Annotated in this window: 18 protein-coding genes; 12 read left to right on the forward strand and 6 right to left on the reverse strand. The window is 61.8% G+C overall.

All coding sequences use genetic code 11. The features are described from left to right. The first annotated feature begins 20 nt into the window (after positions 1-20). On the forward strand, positions 21-1313 hold the full coding sequence (locus tag EKL15_RS23015; protein ID WP_049288181.1) for a maltoporin: 1293 nt from the start codon (positions 21-23) through the stop codon (positions 1311-1313). 100 nt (positions 1314-1413) lie between these two features. After that, on the forward strand, positions 1414-2319 hold the full coding sequence (malM, locus tag EKL15_RS23020; protein WP_038874335.1) for a maltose operon protein MalM: 906 nt from the start codon (positions 1414-1416) through the stop codon (positions 2317-2319). Positions 2320-2374: 55 nt separating this feature from the next. Here the strand turns inward: malM and EKL15_RS23025 are convergent, their stop codons facing one another. Genes EKL15_RS23025 through EKL15_RS23035 form a run of 3 tightly spaced genes read right to left on the reverse strand, consistent with a single transcriptional unit; the run spans position 2375 to position 5792 of the window. Next, complete coding sequence (locus EKL15_RS23025) at positions 2375-3358, reverse strand: nucleoside hydrolase (RefSeq protein WP_203090425.1); 984 nt, start codon at positions 3356-3358, stop codon at positions 2375-2377. A gap of 25 nt (positions 3359-3383) precedes the next feature. After that, on the reverse strand, positions 3384-4385 hold the full coding sequence (locus EKL15_RS23030; RefSeq protein ID WP_197786790.1) for a LacI family DNA-binding transcriptional regulator: 1002 nt from the start codon (positions 4383-4385) through the stop codon (positions 3384-3386). A gap of 24 nt (positions 4386-4409) precedes the next feature. Then, positions 4410-5792, reverse strand: coding sequence for an MFS transporter (locus EKL15_RS23035; protein ID WP_089186511.1), 1383 nt, complete (start codon positions 5790-5792; stop codon positions 4410-4412). A 392-nt stretch (positions 5793-6184) separates the two neighbouring features. Between EKL15_RS23035 and ubiC the strand changes: the two genes are divergently transcribed. Together ubiC and ubiA are read left to right on the forward strand one after the other, a co-directional pair. Further along, positions 6185-6700, forward strand: coding sequence for a chorismate lyase (ubiC, locus tag EKL15_RS23040; RefSeq protein ID WP_038874327.1), 516 nt, complete (start codon positions 6185-6187; stop codon positions 6698-6700). 17 nt (positions 6701-6717) lie between these two features. Next, entirely contained in the window at positions 6718-7590 is an 873-nt protein-coding gene (ubiA, locus tag EKL15_RS23045) for a 4-hydroxybenzoate octaprenyltransferase (protein ID WP_203090427.1), read from the forward strand. A gap of 66 nt (positions 7591-7656) precedes the next feature. Here ubiA and plsB read toward each other — a convergent pair whose 3' ends face one another. Then, positions 7657-10122: a glycerol-3-phosphate 1-O-acyltransferase PlsB gene (gene plsB / locus EKL15_RS23050; protein ID WP_060425184.1), complete on the reverse strand. Its 2466-nt coding sequence runs from the start codon at positions 10120-10122 to the stop codon at positions 7657-7659. Positions 10123-10271: 149 nt separating this feature from the next. Here plsB and EKL15_RS23055 point away from each other — a divergent pair, with 149 nt between their 5' ends. The 4 genes from EKL15_RS23055 (at position 10272) to EKL15_RS23070 (ending at position 13315) form a co-directional block, all read left to right on the forward strand. After that, complete coding sequence (locus EKL15_RS23055) at positions 10272-10640, forward strand: diacylglycerol kinase (RefSeq protein WP_015379225.1); 369 nt, start codon at positions 10272-10274, stop codon at positions 10638-10640. A 102-nt stretch (positions 10641-10742) separates the two neighbouring features. Then, positions 10743-11351 (forward strand): transcriptional repressor LexA, encoded by a 609-nt coding sequence (lexA, locus tag EKL15_RS23060; RefSeq protein WP_025160136.1) that lies wholly within the window; start codon positions 10743-10745, stop codon positions 11349-11351. A 101-nt stretch (positions 11352-11452) separates the two neighbouring features. Beyond that, positions 11453-12790: an MATE family efflux transporter DinF gene (gene dinF / locus EKL15_RS23065; RefSeq protein ID WP_203090429.1), complete on the forward strand. Its 1338-nt coding sequence runs from the start codon at positions 11453-11455 to the stop codon at positions 12788-12790. A 315-nt stretch (positions 12791-13105) separates the two neighbouring features. Continuing rightward, positions 13106-13315 (forward strand): CsbD family protein, encoded by a 210-nt coding sequence (locus EKL15_RS23070; protein ID WP_004936743.1) that lies wholly within the window; start codon positions 13106-13108, stop codon positions 13313-13315. 102 nt (positions 13316-13417) lie between these two features. Here EKL15_RS23070 and zur read toward each other — a convergent pair whose 3' ends face one another. Next, the gene (zur, locus tag EKL15_RS23075) at positions 13418-13930 is read right to left on the reverse strand and encodes a zinc uptake transcriptional repressor Zur (RefSeq protein WP_015379223.1); all 513 of its coding nucleotides are present in this window, start codon (positions 13928-13930) and stop codon (positions 13418-13420) included. A gap of 245 nt (positions 13931-14175) precedes the next feature. On the opposite strand from zur, the gene EKL15_RS23080 reads away from it, so the two are divergent. The 3 genes from EKL15_RS23080 to pspG all read left to right on the forward strand — a co-directional run bounded on the left by EKL15_RS23080 (position 14176) and on the right by pspG (position 16246). Next, the gene (locus EKL15_RS23080; protein WP_064290486.1) at positions 14176-14748 is read left to right on the forward strand and encodes a sugar O-acetyltransferase; all 573 of its coding nucleotides are present in this window, start codon (positions 14176-14178) and stop codon (positions 14746-14748) included. A gap of 111 nt (positions 14749-14859) precedes the next feature. Continuing rightward, the gene (gene dusA / locus EKL15_RS23085) at positions 14860-15870 is read left to right on the forward strand and encodes a tRNA dihydrouridine(20/20a) synthase DusA (RefSeq protein ID WP_070913901.1); all 1011 of its coding nucleotides are present in this window, start codon (positions 14860-14862) and stop codon (positions 15868-15870) included. A gap of 157 nt (positions 15871-16027) precedes the next feature. After that, positions 16028-16246 carry an envelope stress response protein PspG gene (pspG, locus tag EKL15_RS23090; protein ID WP_025304448.1) on the forward strand — a complete coding sequence of 73 codons (219 nt, stop codon included), beginning with the start codon at positions 16028-16030 and terminating at the stop codon, positions 16244-16246. Between the two features lie 300 nt (positions 16247-16546). Here pspG and EKL15_RS23095 read toward each other — a convergent pair whose 3' ends face one another. Continuing rightward, positions 16547-17530 carry a quinone oxidoreductase gene (locus EKL15_RS23095; RefSeq protein ID WP_060425029.1) on the reverse strand — a complete coding sequence of 328 codons (984 nt, stop codon included), beginning with the start codon at positions 17528-17530 and terminating at the stop codon, positions 16547-16549. Between the two features lie 167 nt (positions 17531-17697). Here EKL15_RS23095 and dnaB point away from each other — a divergent pair, with 167 nt between their 5' ends. Further along, positions 17698-19122 (forward strand): replicative DNA helicase, encoded by a 1425-nt coding sequence (dnaB, locus tag EKL15_RS23100; protein WP_025160134.1) that lies wholly within the window; start codon positions 17698-17700, stop codon positions 19120-19122. The last annotated feature ends 8 nt before the right edge of the window (positions 19123-19130 follow it).

A 19130-nucleotide genomic window follows, 5' to 3' on the forward strand; every position in this document is an offset into this window, starting at 1 on the left:
GTCGGTATAACAGGAGAATAATGATGACTACTCTGCGCAAACTTCCTCTGGCACTGGCTGTCGCCGCCGGTGTTCTCTCTACCCAGGCGCTGGCCGTGGATTTCCACGGTTACGCCCGTTCCGGCATCGGCTGGACCGGCAGCGGCGGTGAGCAACAGTGCTTCAAGGCCACCGGTGCCGCGAGCAAATACCGTCTCGGCAACGAATGCGAAACCTACGCCGAGCTGAAACTGGGGCAGGAAGTGTGGAAAGAAGGCGACAAGAGCTTCTACTTCGACACCAACCTGGCCTATTCGGTCTCGCAACGTTCCGACTGGGAAGACGTGACTCCGGGCTTCCGCGAAGTCAACGTGCAGGGTAAAAACCTGATCGACTGGCTGCCGGGCTCCACGCTGTGGGCCGGTAAGCGCTTCTATCAGCGTCATGACGTTCACATGATCGACTTCTACTACTGGGATATCTCCGGCCCGGGCGCCGGTCTGGAAAACATCGATCTGGGCTTCGGCAAGCTTTCCGCTGCCGTGACCCGCAACTCGGAGTCCGGCGGCTCTTACGGCTACCTGGATAACGAATGGAAACAGCGTCCGACCGTCAACGACACCTTCGACGTGCGCTTGGCCGGCCTGGAGCTGAACCCGGGCGGCACCCTGGAGCTGGGCGTGGACTACGGCCGCGCCAATGCGCAGGACCACTACCACCTGGCCGACGGCGCCAGCAAAGACGGCTGGATGTTCACCGCGGAACACACCCAAAGCATCCTGAACGGTTACAACAAGTTTGTGGTGCAGTACGCCACCGACTCGATGACCTCGCAGAACAACGGCCGCAACGAAGGCGCCACCATCGATAACAACGGCAAGATGATCCGCGTGCTGGATCACGGCGCCATCGACTTCAACGATCAATGGGCGTTGATGTACGTCGCCATGTTCCAGGACATCGACCGCGACAACAACAACGGCACCACCTGGTACACCGTGGGCGTGCGCCCGATGTACAAATGGACGCCGATCATGAGCACCCTGCTGGAAGCGGGCTACGACAACGTCAAATCCCAGCGCACCGGCGATCGCAACGGCCAGTATAAAGTGACCCTGGCGCAGCAATGGCAGGCCGGCAACAGCATCTGGTCGCGCCCGGCCATCCGTCTGTTCGCCACCTACGCCAAGTGGGATGAGAAGTGGGGCTACGCCACCGGTGACGACACCGGGTATAACGCCGGCACCGCTTACAACGACACCAGCATGCATACCTTCAGCCGCGGCAAGGATGACGAAGTCACCTTCGGCGCCCAGATGGAAATTTGGTGGTAACGACGACAGGGCGGGGAGGGCCAGCGGCTCTCCCCCAACCGCATTCGCCGCGGCCGGATCTCTTGCCTGATCCGCCGCAGCGCTGAAAGAGGATATAACGATGAAAAAGAATCTGCTGTCACTCTGCCTGTCGCTGGCGCTGACCGTCGGCGCGCCTTTGGCGGCCAACGCCGAGACGCCGGCCAACGTTTCCGTCGCGCCGGCCATCAGCGCCGCCACGCTGCAAAGCCTGCCGTGGCAGCCGCTGCAGCCGCCGGTGTCGCAAGAGGTGAAGCTCGACGCCGTCAGCCCGCAGCTCAATCAGGGCGAGATTCAGGGGGCGATCGCCGCCTATACGCTGCCGGCCGATCGCGGTTCGCTGGAAGTGACGCTGAGCAGCCTTGCCAAAAACAATTCGCTTTATGCGCCGAGCGTGCTGGTGCTGGACGAGCATCTGCGCCCGGCGGCGTATTACCCGAGCAGCTACTTCCCGTATCAGCCGCCGGGGGCGATGTCCTCCGATCGCCTCGAAGGCACGCTGAAACTGACGCCGGCGCTCGGCCAAAAACAGATTTACCTGTTGGTGTACACCACTCGTCAGGACTTGGCGAAAACCACGCAGCTGACTAACCCGGCCAAGGCCTATGCGCAGGGCGTGGGCAACGCGGTGCCGGATATCCCGGATCCGATCGCCGGCCACGCGACGACCGGCACGCTGAAGCTTAAGGTCACCGCTGAACAGGGCACCGGCAACGTGATGATCGGCATGCTGCAGCCTGCGCCGACCGTGGCGCCGGTGGTGGTGGGCTCGACCGCCCCTGCCGCCGTGGCGGCACCGGCACCGGCGCCGGAGAAACCGGCGGAGCCGATGCTCAACGATACCGAAAGCTACTTCAATAACGGCATCAAACAGGCGGTGAAGGCGGGCGATATCGACAAGGCGCTGAAACTGATGAATGAGGCCGAGAAACTGGGCTCGACCACCGCGCGTAAAACGTTTATCAGCAGCGTTAAAGGCAAGGGGTAACACCCGGCGCTGCCGATGCTGGCTCGATGATTGGTGCGCTTTGGCGCACCTTTTTTCATCCGCGGGCCAGCGTTGCGCCGATCAACGCCAACAGACGGGCGTTGTCTACCTGCTGCATGACACGCACCGGCTTGCCCTGCGGCGGCGGCATGCCGACCGTCAGGCGCAGACTGTCCGGCCGCCAGCGGCGTGAGCTGCCGCGCGTCAACGCCCCTTCCAGCGCCACATCCACATGGAACATCTCGGTGGTGACCAGCTGCGGCGCCAGCAGCCAGGCGATCACTAACGCATCATGGATCCAGCAGCCCGGCAGGTGCCGCGTATGGCGCGAATAGTCGATCCACGGCCGCGTGGTGGCGCGTAAATAGCGGCACAGCGGGGTATCCGGCTGGGTCAACGCGGCCAGATCCGCCTGGGTCAGCATGGTCTGGGTGGTGACATCCAGCGGTGCCAGCGTGATGGTGGCGCCGCTGTTCAACACCAGCCGCGCCGCTTCCGGATCCAAACCGAAATTGGTGTCCTTGATGTACCCGTCGACGTTGAATACGCCCCCCATGATCACAATCTCTTTCACCGCCTGCGCCATCTGCGGGTAAAGCTGCATGGCGTGCGCAACGTTGGTCAGCGGGCCGATCGCCGCCAGCGTGATCTCGCCGGGATGCCGGCAGATCAGCTTGCCGATGGCGATGGCGGCGTCCGGTGCGGGCGCGTTGGCCAGCGAGGGCGCGGGCAGGTCACGCCACAGCGCCGCCAGCTTCGGATCGGCGATCGGGCGGTCCAGATGTGCGCGCCACGGCTCCGGCGGCTCGCTCAGGGCGCGCGCCGCGCCGAGGGCGACCGGCACCTGATAGCCGCTCTGCGCCAGCAGATCGGTGGCGACGGCGAAGCCCACTTCTCGCGGGGTGTTGCCAGCCACGATGCTGATTAGCTCCAGCTGCAGCTGCGGTTTGGCCGCCAGCGCCAGGGCCAGCGCCAGGCCGTCGTCGACGTTGGCGCCGGGCACGCCGTTGCCGGGATCGCAATCAATGATTAAACGCATATATATAAGGTGTCCTGAAAAACCGCTAACAGCCGCAGGAGCGGCGGATGCGCAGTTGAAAAGCGAATTCATGCAGCTCGGCGGGCGCGGCACCGGCGGCCAGCATGGCGATGGCCCGCTTGGCCATGGCGTCGATCGGCTGCTCGACCGCGCTGAGCGGCGGCACGCTGAATTCGGATTGCTCCGTGCCGTTAAAACAGATCAGCGCCAGATCGTCCGGCGCGCGCAGCCCATGCTCCGCCAACGCCGACAGGCAGCCGAGCGCCTGTTGCTCGTTAGAGGTGAAAACGGCGCGCGGGCGTGGGCCTTGCACCAGGCGCTGGGTGGCCTGGTAACCGCCCTGGCGGGTGTAGGGCACTTCGAAAATCCACTCGTCGCGTGGCGCGATACCCGCCTCCAGCAGCGCATCGCGCCAGCCGTTCAGGCGATCCTGCGCGTTGAGCATGGTCAGCGGGCCGATAAAAATGCCGATATCGCGGTAGCCGTGTTGCAGCAGATGGCGGGTTGCCTGGCAGGCGGCGTCGCGCTCGTCGACGCGAATGGCGCAGACGCCGGCCTGGCTGTCGATGGTGTCTATCATTACGCAGGGCGTGCCGGAAGCGCGGATCAGATCGAACCACGGATGGCGATCGACGCTGGTGTACAGCAGGCCGTCGACCTGGCGGCGCAGCAGGTTGTTGATAAGTTCATACTCGCGCTGACGATCGTCGCCGGCGTCGCCTAGCAGCAGCACACGGCCGCGGCTGAAGGCTTCCTGCTGCAGTGCCCGCGCCAGGGTGGCGAAGAACGGGTTGGAAATATCCGGCACCACCAGCCCGTAGGTTTGTGTGCTGCCGGAGGCCAGCGCCCGCGCGATGTCGTTCGGCCGGTAGCCGGTCTGCTCGATCGCCGCCAGCACGCGCAGCCGGGTGGCTTCCGCCACCGGGCGCGGGCCGTTGTTGATCACATAGCTGACTACGGCGACGGAGGTGCCCGCTACGCGGGCCACGTCGGCGCGGGTAACGCGTCGCGCGGAGTGATTATCCACATTGAGGTCCTGTTCGCCTTCTCGCTACGCGGCATCCTGCGGCAGGTTGAGATCGCGGCCGCGGGTTTCGGGAGCAAAGAAGGTGGTGATTAAGCCGATGCCCGCCATTACAACAAAATAGCAGGCGACAGGCCACCAGTGACCGAAACCGGACAGCAGTGCGGTGGCGATCAGCGGCGCGGTGCCGCCGGAGAGGATCGAGCCGAGCTCCTTGGCGAACGCCATTTTGGAGTAGCGGTTCTTCACGCCGAACAGTTCGACGCCATAGGCCGCCTGCACGCCGAAGATCCCCAGCGACGCGATGCACATGCCGACCACGATCACCGAGATGACGATCGCCGGCTCACGGCTGTCGAGCAGCCAGAACGCCGGGAAGGCGTACAGCACCAGCAGCAGGCAGAACCACCGGTAGGTGACGCGGCGGCCGAAGCGATCGGACAGCCAGCCGGCCAGCGGGATCACCAGAAAACCGCACAGCGAGGCGATCAGCACCGCCAGCGCCGGCACCGATTTATCGACCATCAGCACCTTGGCGACGTAGCCGACGATAAAGCCTTGGCACAGGTAGGAAGGGCCGTTTTCACCGATGCGCAGGCCGAGCATCACCCAGAACGCCTTGGTGCGCTGCAGGTAGCTGCGCGTATCCGGCGCGGCCAGGGCGGCGTCCAGCATGCGCTGGTGGTTTTGCTGCAGCTCGCGCTCGAAGACCGGCGTTTCCCGCACGTGGCGGCGCAGGTACAGCGCCACGCCGGCGATCAGAATGCTGGCGAGGAACGGAATGCGCCAGCCCCAGCTCATCAGGTCTTCCTTGTCGAGCTGCAGCACCAGCAGCCACACCAGCGACGCCAGCAGGGTGCCGCTGTTGGAGCCGATGGCGATGATCGACGCCACCAGCCCGCGCCGTTTGGCCGGCGCGTATTCCGCCAGCATTACCGCGCCGCCGGACAGCTCCGCGCCGGCGCCGAACCCCTGCGCGAAGCGCAGGATCACCAGGCAGGTGGGCGCCCAAACGCCGATTTGCGCATAGGACGGGATCAGGCCGATCAGCGTGGTGGAGAGGCCCATCAGCGCCACGGTGGTGATCAGCACCACGCGGCGGCCTTTGCGATCGCCGATCCAGCCGAACACCAGCGCGCCGATCGGCCGCGCGACGAAGCCGACGGAGTAGGTGGCGAAGCTGGCCAGCAGGGCGACCAGCGGCGTGGCCTCGGGGAAGAACACGTCGCCGAACACCATGCCGGCCGCCAGGCCGTACAGCGCGAAATCGACGTATTCCATGGCGGTGCCGAGCCAGCAGGAGAAGGTGGCGCGCCAAAATTGGCTGCGCCCCTCTTTGGTTGCCAGGCGTTCATCGGCCGCCAACGCGGCGTCGGCGGTCTGTGGAGTGGCAAGCGTTGTTTCGCTCATGGCAGTGCTATCCTCTTTTGTTCTGCGCCTGGAGGGGCGCGGTTAAAGATGGTTTCCCTGGTGCCGGCAACAAAGGTGTGCCGACAAATGATGTCGGACGCATGGCGATTCAACGCTGCGATGTCAGAGTATCTACGCGCGTAGATAAAACAACGCGACAAAGATGAAACTTTGCAGGCGATCACAGAATCGTCATCGTGCCGGGGAACGAAGATAGAGAACGCGGATGGCAAAAAGATGACAGGAACCCGGTTTTTCCGGCGGAAGCCACCGCCGTTTTCGCCACGAATCAGCCTGCCGCTTTCGTATTTCTGCGCTACAATGGGGGCCTGTTAACAGTTTGTATCGTCTGGCGCGCCGTACCGGCCGCGGTTCAGGCGAGGAGTAAAGCAATGTCTGGCATCAGGGATTCCATCCTGCCGCCGCTGGAGTGGTTGTCCGAACAGGATCCTCCGGCGCCCGCCGCCGTCAGCGACTGGCTGATGGAGTTAGGCTCCATGACCCGCCGATTTGAACGCCATTGCGCCCAGGTGCGCGTCGAACCGCAGCGCGAATGCTTCGTCACGCGCGAGGCGCTGGGCGACGAGGCGAATCACCTGCCCGACAGCCCGCGCTACTGGCTGCGCGAAGTGGTGCTGCTGGGCGACGACCAGCCCTGGCTGCTGGGGCGCACGGTGATCCCGGAAAATACGCTGACCGGCCCCGACCAGGCGCTGGTGGATCTGGGCACGCTGCCGCTGGGGCGCTACCTGTTCAGCAGCGGCGATCTGACCCGCGACTATATCCATATCGGCCGACAGGATGCGCTGTGGGCGCGCCGTTCACGGCTGCGGCTGGCGGGCAAACCGCTGTTGCTGACCGAATTGTTTTTACCGGCTTCGCCGCTGTATTCAGCGGTTCCTGCATAAGAGAGGAGAGCAAGACCTTGGAGGGAAGCGTGACTCAAAGTAAATGGCGGGCTTACAGCCATTTGATGCGCATTGATAAACCGATCGGCACGCTGTTGCTGCTGTGGCCGACGCTGTGGGCGCTGTGGCTGGCCGGGAAAGGTGTGCCGCCGCTGTCGATTTTGCTGGTGTTCGTGCTCGGCGTGTTCCTGATGCGCGCCGCCGGCTGCGTGGTGAATGACTACGCCGATCGCGCGGTGGACGGCTACGTGAAACGCACCTCCGGGCGGCCGATGCCGAGCGGTCGGGTGAGCGCGAAAGAGGCCAAGGTGCTGTTTGCGGTGCTGGTGCTGATCTCGTTCTGCCTGGTGTTGACGCTCAATGCGATGACCATCTGGCTGTCGCTGGCGGCGCTGGCGCTGGCCTGGGTGTATCCGTTCATGAAGCGGGTGACCAACCTGCCGCAGTTCGTGCTGGGCGCCGCGTTCGGCTGGGGCATTCCGATGGGGTATGCGGCGGTCAGCGAATCGCTGCCGCTCAGCTGCTGGCTGCTGCTGCTGGCCAACATCTGCTGGACGGTGGCCTACGACACGCTGTATGCGATGGTCGATCGCGACGATGACTTGAAGATCGGCATCAAATCCACCGCTATCCTGTTCGGCCGTTATGACAAGCTGATCGTCGGGCTGCTGCAGTTCGCGACGCTGCTGCTGCTGGTGTGGGTCGGTTATCTGGCGCAGCTCGGCGGGGCGTTTTACTGGTCGCTGTTGCTGGCGGGCGCGCTGTTCATTCACCAGCAAAAACAGATCGCCGGCCGCGAGCGCGAAGCCTGCTTCAAGGCCTTCCTGCAGAACAACTATGTCGGCTTGGTGGTATTTATCGGCATCGCGCTGAGCTATCTGCCGGCGTAACGGTTTCGCAAAGCAAGAAAAAAGGCACCCCAGGGGGTGCCTTTTGTGTTTCGGTGCCGGACGACATCACTCGTCCTGCTCTTCTTCCGCGTCGGCTTGCGGCAGGGCGTTGGTCTCTGCCGGCATGTTGACGCTTTCGATGGTCAGCTTGATTTCCGGCGTGATCAGATCGCTCAGCATGTTGTACACCTCAAGGGTGTGCTCGCGGATCGCATCCCCGCTGTCGTTGATATAGCCTTCTTCGCGCAGCGTCGCCACCAGGGTGGAGAACACCGCCTTGTCGAAGAACTCCGGCGCGTTGATGCCGTGCAGCACCGACAGACGCTGCGCCATGATGCGGCTCTCTTTCTCCAGCGCGCCGCGGTTGATGCTCGGGTTGGCGCTGAGGATCGACATGGTGATGGCGTAGCGTTGCAGGGTTTCGCGCACCCCGGCGGCCAGCAGCTGCAGCGGGCGAATGCGCGCCGGGTTCAGCACCAGCTCGTCGCCTTTGTCGCAGATCAGCTGTTGGCGGATCAGCTCGTCGATCACCGGCTGCAGCACCTCCGGCAGCTGTTCCTTGTCGTTATGCAGGAACAGCTCGGCTTTCAGCATCGGGTAGATCATGCCGATTTGACGCAGCAGTTCGGCGCGCGATACCCGGCGATGATGCATCACGATGCTGGCGATCAGCGACGGCAGCACCAGCAGGTGGTGGATGTTGTTGCGGTAATAGGTCATCAGCACCGCCTGCTCGCGCGGCAGGATGATGATGTCGCCGATGTTGTCCTTCTCCACCTCGAACTTGTTCATGTTCAGCGCGTGATCCAGCAGCTCGTCCGGTGTCTGCGTCGGCACGGTGACGTCATGCGCGTAAGGCGCGTTGCGCATCAGCTGCAGGTAACACTCGAGCTGTTCGACCAGCTGTTCGCGGGTTAGCGAACGCTGGCGCGAAGCCAGCAGCGCGGTGGAACACAGGTTCATGGCGTTGGCCGCAGCGGCGTTGTTGATGCGCACCATGATCTGGCCGGCCAGATCGTTGACCGTCGGCGTCAGCCAGCTTGGGCGCTGAGCTTCGATCGGATCGATCGACTCGCGCCACTGCGGCACGTGCTGGTTGAGGTAAGCGGTCAACGGCAGCGGCTCGCCGAAGTTGACATAACCCTGGCCCAGATTGCGCAGCTTGCGCAGGCCGCGCAGCATCTGCGGCAGGCTCTCTTTTTCCTTGGTGGCGCCGCGCAGCTCTTTGGCGTAGGTGCCCACTTCCATCACGTGTTCGTAACCGATGTAAATCGGCACCAGCGTGATCGGACGGGTGCCGCCGCGCAGCATCGCCTGGATGGTCATCGACAGGGTGCCGGTCTTCGGCTCCAGCAGACGCCCGGTGCGGGAACGGCCACCTTCCACGAAGTATTCCACCGAGTAGCCGCGGGTGAACAGCTCGCCGAGGTATTCGCGGAACACCGTCGAGTACAGCTTGTTGCCCTTGAAGGTGCGGCGGATGAAGAACGCGCCCAGGCGGCGGAAGATCGGGCCGGCCGGCCAGAAGTTGAGGTTGATGCCGGCGGCGATGTGCGGCGGCACCAGGCCCTGGTGATACAGCACGTAGGACAGCAGCAGGTAGTCCATGTGGCTGCGGTGGCAGGGCACGTAGACGATCTCGTGGCCGTCCTGCGCCAGCTGGCGCACGCGCTCGGCGTTGGTGACATTGATGCCCTGATACAGCCGGTTCCAGGTCCAGCTCAGCACGCGGTCGGACAGGCGCACGGTTTCGTAGGAGAAATCGGCGGCGATCTCTTCCATCAGCGCGATGGCGTTCTGCTGGGCCTTTTCGTGCGAGATCTTCTTGCTGCGCGCTTCGTCCTCGACCGCTTTTTCGATCGCTTTGGACGCCAACAGCTTGTTGAACAGATCCTGGCGGGCCGGCAGGCTCGGGCCTACCGCGGCCAGGCGCTGACGCGAGAAGTGCATGCGCGCCACGCGCGCCAGTTTCTGCGCGATGGTTTTATCCGTGCCGTGCTCGGTGGCCATGCGGCGCAGCGAAACGGTGTTGGAGAAACGCACGAAGCTGTCGCGGCCGAGCCACAGCACGGCGAAGAATTTCTGCACGCCGTTCAACAGACGCAGGTGCGGCGTGCCGTGGCCTTCGCGGCCCGGCGAGCGGCCGAACATCACCGAAACCGGCAGCATCTGAATGTCGAGATCCGGATTGCTGCGGTGCAGATCCAGATAGTCGTGGAACAGCTTTACCGACTCTTCTTTCGGGGTGTAGTAGCGGAACACGCGCGGGCCGTCGTGAATGAACACGTAGCTCGGCAGCACGGTGCCGTCGATCTCCAGCGAGTTGAGCGGATCGGGCAGATCCTGCGCCAGGCACTGGGTGCGCAGCGTCAGCAAATCCGCCTTGGAATTGTAAGGTAAAACATACAAAATCGGCCGTGAGGGATCCAACCCTAGCTCGGTAACCGGATCTGAAGGGATGACCTTACTTCTTACCAACAATTTAAGTGGTAAATTCAATATTTTATAATAAATTTTACGCCAACCTGACATAAACAACGTGAAGCCTCTTGTTAGCAATGCGCCGCAAGCATACCAGAAACCGGGTAGCAGATCTGTGGTGTTCGAAAACCGAGAGCCGTCAGCGCGGACTGTTCTAGACTCTTTTTATTATGACCGACCTCTGAGAAAGGCACGAAAACATGGCAAACCAAGCAACCGGACTGACCCGCATCATCAAGGCCGCCGGCTATTCCTATAAAGGGCTTTCCGCCGCCTGGCAGCACGAAGCGGCTTTCCGCCAGGAACTGGTGGTCACCCTGCTGGCTATCATACTGGCTGTCTGGCTGGATGTGGGTGCGATAGCGCGCATTTTATTGATCGGATCGGTAGCGCTGGTGATGATCGTCGAGATCCTGAACAGCGCGATCGAGGCGGTGGTGGATCGCATCGGCAGCGAACATCACGAACTGTCCGGCCGGGCCAAGGACATGGGATCGGCGGCGGTGTCGCTGGCGATCGTGCTGGCGCTGTTCGTTTGGGGCACGGTCTTATGGCAGCATTTTGGCTGACGAAAGGCGCCTACTGACTGATTTTTATTTATTCTTCGGTTCCCAATCCGCGCTTACCTGTATATACTCACAGCAAGACTGTATAAACAAACAGGGGGCGGAATGAAAGCACTAACTACCAGACAGCAAGAGGTCTACGATCTGATTCGCGATCATATTTCGCAAACGGGCATGCCGCCAACGCGTGCCGAGATCGCGATGCGTCTGGGGTTCCGCTCGCCTAACGCCGCCGAAGAACACCTGAAGGCGCTGGCACGCAAAGGCGTGATCGAAATCGTCTCCGGTGCCTCGCGCGGTATCCGCCTGTTGATGGAAGAAGAAGAAGGGCTGCCGCTGATCGGCCGCGTCGCCGCCGGCGAGCCGCTGCTGGCGCAGCAGCACATCGAAGGGCACTACCAGGTGGATCCTTCCCTGTTTAAACCGAGCGCCGATTTCCTGCTGCGGGTGAACGGCATGTCGATGCGTGACATCGGCATTCTGGACGGCGATCTGCTGGCGGTGCACAAAACGCAAGACGTGCGCAACGGCCAGGTCGTGGTGGCGCGCATCGAAGACGAAGTGACGGTCAAGCGCCTGAAAAAACACGGCAACGTGGTCGAGCTGCTGCCGGAGAACAACGAATTCCAACCGATCGTGGTCGATCTGCGCCAGCAGAATTTCACTATCGAAGGGCTGGCGGTCGGCGTGATCCGCAACGGCGACTGGATTTAATCGTCGCACCCTCAGTGCCGCCTCTTGTATCAATCGCCCCTGTTCTGGGGCGTTTTTGTTTCTGACCTTGCCCTTCGCCACTGCTACGGGAACATCTCATCATGCGCTTGATTTCCGCCTTCACCAGCGACACCGATAAAGCCCTGTGGCGCCTGGCTCTGCCGATGATTTTCTCCAATATCACCGTACCGCTGCTCGGGCTGGTGGACACCGCGGTGATCGGCCACCTCGACAGCCCGATCTACCTGGGAGGCGTCGCGATCGGCGCGGTGGCGACCAGCTTCCTGTTCATGCTGCTGTTGTTCCTGCGCATGAGCACCACCGGCCTGGCGGCGCAGGCGCTGGGGGCACAGAACCCGCAGGCGCTGGCGCGCGCCTTTATGCAGCCGCTTCTGCTGGCGCTGCTGGCCGGGGGGGCGATCGTCCTGTTGCGCTATCCGCTGATCGAACTGGCGCTGCGGATCGTCGGTGGCAATGGCGAGGTGCTGGAACAGGCGCGGCGTTTTCTTGAGATTCGTTGGCTGAGCGCGCCGGCGGCGCTGGCTAATCTGGTGCTGCTGGGCTGGCTGCTCGGCGTGCAGTATGTGCGTGCGCCGGTGATCCTGCTGATTGTCGGCAACCTGCTGAACATCCTGCTGGATATCTGGCTGGTGATGGGCCTGGGCTGGAACGTGCGAGGGGCGGCGGCGGCAACCGCCATCGCCGAATACGCCACGCTGCTGCTCGGTCTGTGGCTGGCGTGGCGGGTGATGCGCCTGCGCGGTATCACCCTACCGATGCTGCGCCAGGCCTGGCGTGGCGATCTGCGTCGGCTGCTGGCGCTTAACCGCGACATCATGTTGCGTTCATTGCTGCTGCAGCTGTGCTTTGCATCGCTGACCATCTTCGGCGCTCGCCTGGGAAGCGACGTGGTGGCGGTCAACGCGGTATTGATGAATCTGCTGACGTTCACCGCCTATGCGCTCGACGGCTTCGCTTATGCGGTGGAAGCCCATTCGGGCCACGCCTACGGTGCCCGGGACGACAGCCAGCTGCGCAAGGTGTGGCACGCGGCCTGCAGGCAGGCAGGGCTGGTCGCGCTGGCCTTCGCCCTGGCGTATGCCGTTACCGGCCAGCAGATCGTGGCGGCGTTGACCTCCTTGCCGGAGCTGCGTGCGTTGGCCGCCCACTATTTACCGTGGCAGGTCATCCTGCCGCTGGTCGGGGTGTGGTGCTATTTGCTGGACGGCATGTTTATCGGTGCCACGCGCGGTGCCGAGATGCGCAACAGCATGGCGGTGGCTGCGGCGGGATACGGTCTGGCGCTGTTCAGCGTGCCGCTGCTTGGCAACCACGGACTCTGGCTGGCGCTGGCGGTGTTTCTGGCGCTGCGCGGTCTGGCACTGGGCTGGATTTGGCACCGCCATCAGGTGCGCGGCAGCTGGTTTGCCGCACGCTAAACCGTGCGCTTTGTTGGGTTAATTATTAATTTGTCTTATGTTTTTGTTCATGTTTGCTTACATGTTTCCAGCCTGGTTCTGCCCGGCTTAGCTCATTGTTTGTTGGCGTTTTTTATGTTTATTTAATTTCTTAATGGTTTTTTATTCTGTCATATGGCTTTTTTATTTCCATTTTTAACTAGAATGAATCATGTGGCTGGCGAATGAAGGGGAGCGATATTCCTTAAGGTGAAGGGCGTATCGGCCAGAAAAATTTCTGGTTAACCCCGGCCGGCGACAGGGATCACTGATTCACCACAGGTTAACGGAGAGACTATGAATAAAGATCAAGCCGACGGTAACTGGAAGCAGCTTAAAGGCAAAGTGAAGGAAAAATGGGGCAAGCTGACCGATGACGATCTGACGGTCATCGAAGGGAAACGCGAACAGCTGGTCGGCAAAATCCAGGAGCGCTACGGTTACCAGAAAGAGGCGGCCGAGAAAGAGGTGAAAGCCTGGGAAGATCACACCAAACACCGCTGGTAATTTGCAGGGCCGCCATTGAAGGCGGCTTGCCCAGCGCAGGCCGGCGTCGCTCTCATCCTCTGGCGCCCCGGCCGCAGGTACAGGGAGGTACCTGACTTCGTGTTACTTCTTCTTGATGGCGATGCTGTGATCGTGTTCGGCGCAGTCATGCTTGCTGTCGCACGCCTCAACCTCCACGCAGCCGGCGCACAGGCCGTGCGCTTCCACCACGCTGTGACGCAGCGCAAATCCGGCCTCCTGCGCCAGCTTCTGCAGCGTTTCCTCTACGCCTTCGGTAGTGCGTTCGGTCACCTGGCCGCAGCGGTCGCAGATAAACAGTGCGGACGTGTGCATCGGCTGTTCGAAGTGGTGGCACAGCACGTAGCTGTTGGCGGATTCCACTCTATGGATAAACCCTTGCTCCAGCAGAAAATCCAGCGCGCGATAGACCGTCGGCGGCTTGGCTTGCGGTTCGGCGACGCGCAGCAGATCGAGCAGGTCATAAGCGCTGATTGCACCGGGTTGCTGGGTCATCAGACGCAGCACTTCCAGCCGTTGCGGCGTCAATCGCACATTGCGTTGTTGGCAGAGGCGTTCCGCCTGCGCCAGCAGCTTTTCCTGGGTGGTTGAGTTCATCGCAAATATCCCGGTACGTAAAAAAGCCGATTTTACCATGATTACGGCGAATCGCCGAGAGTTGCCCCCTTTTCCCCTGAGGATTGCGCAGGGAAAGGCGCGCTGAGTGCGCTAAAAGAGAGATGCATCACAACTTTTCCCCTCCGCCGGGCGGCAAATCAACGTTGCCGATTTTAGCGCTGGAGAGCCGCTGGCGAGAGCGGTATAACGCGCTTCACCCGCGTGACGAACAGGAGCCTTGTGTGATGACGGAAAGAGAGAAGCTGTTAAGCGGCCTGGAGTACAACAGCCGCGATGAAGAACTGATTGCGATGTACCATCGGGCCAGGGCGTTGACCAAAAGCCTGGGGACGCTGGATTCGCATCAGGCGGACGAGAAAAACCGCCTGCTCGGCGAACTGTTCGGCGCCTGGGGTGAGGCGAGCTGGATCGAAACGCCGTTCTGGTGCGACTACGGGCAACATGTCCGCATCGGTAAAAACTGTTTTATCAACGTCAATGCGGTGTTCCTCGACTGCAATACCATCACCATCGGCGACAACACGCTGATCGGCCCCAACGTGCAAATCTACACGCCGAGCCACCCGCTGAAGGCCGGCGAACGCTTTACCGGCGACCCGGCCTTTCCTTTCCGCACCTCGGCGCAGCCGGTGTCCATCGGCAGCAACGTATGGATCGGCGGTAACGTGGTGATCTTGCCGGGAGTGACCATCGGCGACGGCACGACTATCGGCGCGGGCAGCATCGTGACCGGCGACATCCCGGCCAATGTGCTGGCGCTGGGGCAGCCGTGCCGGGTTATCCGCACGTTGGAATAGGGGGGAAACGAAGGCGATTTTCCCAACGGCGCCGATTGCCGTTATAATAGCCGTTTGCGGCCGCGCGCCGTTCGTTAAACCCAGACAGACTCAGGTAGCCAGTAACTCAGCATGACGAAAGACAACCACGCCCCAACCTACGCCGCCAATCGTTTCTCCATCGCGCCGATGCTCGACTGGACCGATCGTCATTGCCGTTACTTCCACCGCCTGCTGACCAAGGAAACGCTGCTGTACACCGAAATGGTGACCACCGGCGCGATCATTCACGGCAAGGGCGACTACCTGGCCTACAGCGAAGAAGAGCATCCGGTGGCGCTGCAGCTGGGCGGCAGCGATCCGGCCGCGTTGGCGCACTGCGCCAAACTGGCGGAGCAGCGCGGTTACGACGAGATTAACCTCAACGTCGGCTGCCCGTCCGATCGCGTGCAAAACGGCATGTTCGGCGCCTGTTTGATGGGGCAGGCGACGCTGGTCGCCGACTGTATCAAGGCGATGCGCGACGTGGTGTCGATCCCGGTGACGGTGAAGACCCGCATCGGCATCGACGATCAGGACAGCTATGCCTTCCTGTGCGACTTTATCCAAACCGTCGCCGGGCGCGGCGAGTGCGACATGTTCACCATCCACGCGCGCAAGGCCTGGCTCTCCGGCCTCAGCCCGAAAGAGAACCGCGAAGTGCCGCCGCTGGACTACCCGCGCGTTTATCAGCTGAAGCGGGATTTCCCGGCGCTGACCATCGCCATCAACGGCGGGGTGAAAACGCTGGAAGAGGCGCAGCAGCATCTGCAGCATCTGGACGGCGTGATGATGGGGCGCGAGGCGTACCAGAATCCGGGCATTCTGGCGCGGGTCGACAGCGAACTGTTCGGCGCGCAGACCGCAGTGCCGGACAGCGTGGCGATCGTCGAAGCACTGTATCCGTACATCGAACGCGAGCTGTCCAGCGGCACCTATCTCGGCCACATCACCCGCCACATCCTCGGTTTGTTCCAGGGCGTGCCGGGCGCGCGCCAGTGGCGTCGCCACCTGAGCGAGAACGCCCACAAGCCGGGCGCCGATGCGCGGGTGGTGGAGCAGGCGCTGGCGCTGGTGCGTCAGCCGCGTGTGGAAATGGCGTAACCCACAAAAATTTTGACTAACAGTTAGTCTTTTTCACCAGGTATTCGGCGCGTTGCCGGATGCCTGCCCCATCTTTTCAATAGGTTAGCCCTTCCGCCATTCTGGCACGCTTCTTGTAATTCCCTCAGCAGATACGTTGTATTGCAAAGGAGCAATCATGTTGGAAATCTTCTTTCTCATTGGCTTTGTGGTGATGCTGATGGTGACCGGCATCTCGCTGCTGGGGATCTTCGCTGCGCTGTTGGTGGCGGCGGCGTTCATGCTGTTGGGCGGGTTGTTCGCGGTGGTCATCAAGCTGCTGCCGTGGCTGATTTTGGCGGTCGTCGGGGTATGGATTTACCGGTCGATGCAGAAACCGCAGGCCAGACGTTACTGATTTTTTGCTGAATAATCAGTCAGTCGCGATGAAACTTGCACAACTTGCCGCCCCGCTAATGCGGCAGCGATCACAGCTTGGCAGTTTTGCCGCGCGATGTGGCACATAAAGCGTGTTTTTTGCCGGACGGGGCTGTTAGGATGTTTGTCGATGCAGTGATGCGACCGATTTCATCACCGTGAGAGACAACCAAAATTCGTGTTGCTGAAGCAACCCCCTGTCTCTGGCGGACTCTGCTCTACCCCTACAAAACGCAGTAACAGAAAGGGCTCCGTAAGGAGCCCTTTTCTTTTGCGGCAATTAGGGGATCAGCAGGCTGGAGCCGCTGGTGCCGCGGCTTTCCAGCACTTGGTGCGCCCGCTGGGCGTCGGCCAGCGCAAATTTCTGCTCGTCTTTCACCTCCACCCGAATGGCGCCGCTGCCGATCAGCGAGAACAGCTCGTTGCTGGCGTACTGCAGCTCGGCGCGGTTGGTGATGTAGCCGTTAAGGGAAGGGCGGGTGACGTACAGTGAGCCCTTCTGATTCAGCAGTGCCAGATCGACGCCGGTCACCGGGCCGGAGGCGTTGCCGAAGCTGACCATCAGGCCGCGCCGTTTCAGGCTGTTGAGCGAGGCCTGCCAGGTGCTTTGCCCCACCGAATCGTACACCACGCCAACCTTCTCGCCGTGAGTCAGCTCGGCCACCCGCTGGGCGATATCCTCTTTGTGGTAGTTGATGGTGGCCCAGGCGCCGGCCTGTTTCGCCAGCGCGGCCTTTTCGTCGGAGCCGACGCTGCCGATCAGGCGCGCGCCCAGCGCTTTGGCCCATTGGCAGGCGATCAGCCCAACCCCGCCGGCGGCGGCATGGAACAGGAACACTTCACCCGGCTGCACGTCGTGGGTCTGGCGCAGCAGGTAGTGCACCGTCAGCCCTTTGAGGAAAGAAGCGGCGCCCTGCTCAAAGCTGAGGTTGTGCGGCAGCAGCGCCACTTTTTCTTCCGGCACGTTGTGGACTTCGCTGTAGGCGCCGAGCGACGACTGCGCATACACCACCCGGTCGCCCGGTTTGATCGCGCTGACGCCGGCGCCAACCTTGACCACCACGCCGGCCGCCTCGGTGCCGAGGCCGCTCGGCAGGCTCGCCGGGGCGTACAGCCCGCTGCGCACATAGGTGTCGATGTAGTTGATGCCGATCGCCTTGTTCTCGATCTGCACTTCGCCGGCGGCGGGATCGAGCGGTGTAAAATCAACGTATTGCAAGACTTCCGGCCCGCCGGTGGCGGAAAACTGAATGCGCTTGGCCATATCGTTACCTCGTTTGAGTGTCTGATTTCACCCTATTCTTTTTAGTATCGGAGATCCAGTTCACCCGTGCGGGATTCAATACCTTTTTTGCATCGGTTATGACGCAAAAATCACGTATACTCTCGCGTCAAGATCCTTCATTCGCAACCGGATAAAGACTACGTTTCATGGCAGGAAAAAAACCAACCAACAAAACAAACGCGGACGAAACCAGAGAGCGTTCCAGAGATCGTCAGATGGAAGGGCTGAAGATGCCGCCGCACTCGCTGGAGGCCGAGCAGTCGGTGTTGGGCGGTTTGATGCTGGATAACGAGCGCTGGGACAACGTGGCGGAGCGCGTGGTCGCCAACGACTTCTTCAGCCGCCCGCATCGCCTGATCTTTACCGAGATGCAGCGTCTGCTGGAGATGAGCAAGCCTATCGACCTCATCACCCTGTCCGAATCGCTGGAGCAGAAAGGCGAGCTGGACTCGGTCGGCGGCTTCGCCTACCTGGCCGAGCTGTCGAAAAACACCCCGAGCGCCGCCAACATCGGCGCCTACGCCGACATCGTGCGCGAGCGCGCGGTGGTGCGCGAGATGATCTCGGTGGCTAACGAGATCGCCGACGCCGGCTACGATCCGCAGGGGCGCAGCAGCGAAGACCTGCTCGATCTGGCGGAATCTCGCGTATTCCAGATCGCCGAGAACCGCGCCAGCAAAGACGAAGGCCCGAAGGGCATCGAGCGCATCCTGGAAGACACCGTATCGCGTATCGAGCAGCTGTATCAGCAACCGCACGACGGCGTGACCGGGGTCGATACCGGCTATCAGGACCTCAACAAGAAAACTGCGGGCATGCAAAAGTCCGATCTGATCATCGTCGCCGCCCGTCCATCGATGGGAAAAACCACCTTCGCCATGAACCTGTGCGAAAACGCCGCGATGACCCAGGAAAAACCGGTGCTGATCTTCAGCCTGGAGATGCCCGGCGAACAGATCATGATGCGTATGCTGGCGTCGCTGTCGCGCGTGGATCAGACGCGCATCCGTACCGGCCAGCTCGACGACGAGGACTGGGCGCGCATTTCCAGCACCATGGGTATCCTGCTGGAGAAGCGCAACATGTACATCGACGACTCCTCCGGCCTGACGCCGACCGAAGTGCGCTCGCGCGCGCGGCGCATTTTCCGCGAGCACGACGGGCTTAGCCTCATCATGATCGACTACCTGCAGCTGATGCGCGTGCCGGCCCTGTCCGACAACCGTACGCTGGAGATCGCCGAGATTTCGCGCTCGCTGAAGGCGCTGGCGAAAGAGCTGCAGGTGCCGGTGGTGGCGCTGTCGCAGCTGAACCGAAGCCTGGAGCAGCGCGCCGATAAGCGCCCGGTCAACTCCGACCTGCGTGAATCCGGCTCTATCGAGCAGGATGCTGACCTGATTATGTTCATCTATCGTGATGAGGTGTATCACGAGAACAGCGATCTGAAAGGGATCGCGGAAATTATTATCGGTAAGCAGCGTAACGGCCCGATCGGCACCGTGCGCCTTACCTTTAACGGCCAGTGGTCGCGTTTCGACAACTACGCGGGGCCACAATACGATGACGAATAATCAGCTAA

Source organism: Serratia sp. 4542 (assembly GCF_016805595.1).
Classification (GTDB): Bacteria; Pseudomonadota; Gammaproteobacteria; order Enterobacterales; family Enterobacteriaceae; genus Serratia; species Serratia nevei.

Coding starts and splice junctions, on each gene's coding strand:
- EKL15_RS23015 (WP_049288181.1), top strand. CDS start 21: ATGATGACTACTCTGCGCAAACTTCCTCTGGCACTGGCTGTCGCCGCC.
- malM (WP_038874335.1), top strand. CDS start 1,414: ATGAAAAAGAATCTGCTGTCACTCTGCCTGTCGCTGGCGCTGACCGTC.
- EKL15_RS23025 (WP_203090425.1), bottom strand. CDS start 3,358: ATGCGTTTAATCATTGATTGCGATCCCGGCAACGGCGTGCCCGGCGCC.
- EKL15_RS23035 (WP_089186511.1), bottom strand. CDS start 5,792: ATGAGCGAAACAACGCTTGCCACTCCACAGACCGCCGACGCCGCGTTG.
- ubiC (WP_038874327.1), top strand. CDS start 6,185: ATGTCTGGCATCAGGGATTCCATCCTGCCGCCGCTGGAGTGGTTGTCC.
- plsB (WP_060425184.1), bottom strand. CDS start 10,122: ATGTCAGGTTGGCGTAAAATTTATTATAAAATATTGAATTTACCACTT.
- EKL15_RS23055 (WP_015379225.1), top strand. CDS start 10,272: ATGGCAAACCAAGCAACCGGACTGACCCGCATCATCAAGGCCGCCGGC.
- lexA (WP_025160136.1), top strand. CDS start 10,743: ATGAAAGCACTAACTACCAGACAGCAAGAGGTCTACGATCTGATTCGC.
- dinF (WP_203090429.1), top strand. CDS start 11,453: ATGCGCTTGATTTCCGCCTTCACCAGCGACACCGATAAAGCCCTGTGG.
- EKL15_RS23070 (WP_004936743.1), top strand. CDS start 13,106: ATGAATAAAGATCAAGCCGACGGTAACTGGAAGCAGCTTAAAGGCAAA.
- zur (WP_015379223.1), bottom strand. CDS start 13,930: ATGAACTCAACCACCCAGGAAAAGCTGCTGGCGCAGGCGGAACGCCTC.
- EKL15_RS23080 (WP_064290486.1), top strand. CDS start 14,176: ATGACGGAAAGAGAGAAGCTGTTAAGCGGCCTGGAGTACAACAGCCGC.
- dusA (WP_070913901.1), top strand. CDS start 14,860: ATGACGAAAGACAACCACGCCCCAACCTACGCCGCCAATCGTTTCTCC.
- pspG (WP_025304448.1), top strand. CDS start 16,028: ATGTTGGAAATCTTCTTTCTCATTGGCTTTGTGGTGATGCTGATGGTG.
- EKL15_RS23095 (WP_060425029.1), bottom strand. CDS start 17,530: ATGGCCAAGCGCATTCAGTTTTCCGCCACCGGCGGGCCGGAAGTCTTG.
- dnaB (WP_025160134.1), top strand. CDS start 17,698: ATGGCAGGAAAAAAACCAACCAACAAAACAAACGCGGACGAAACCAGA.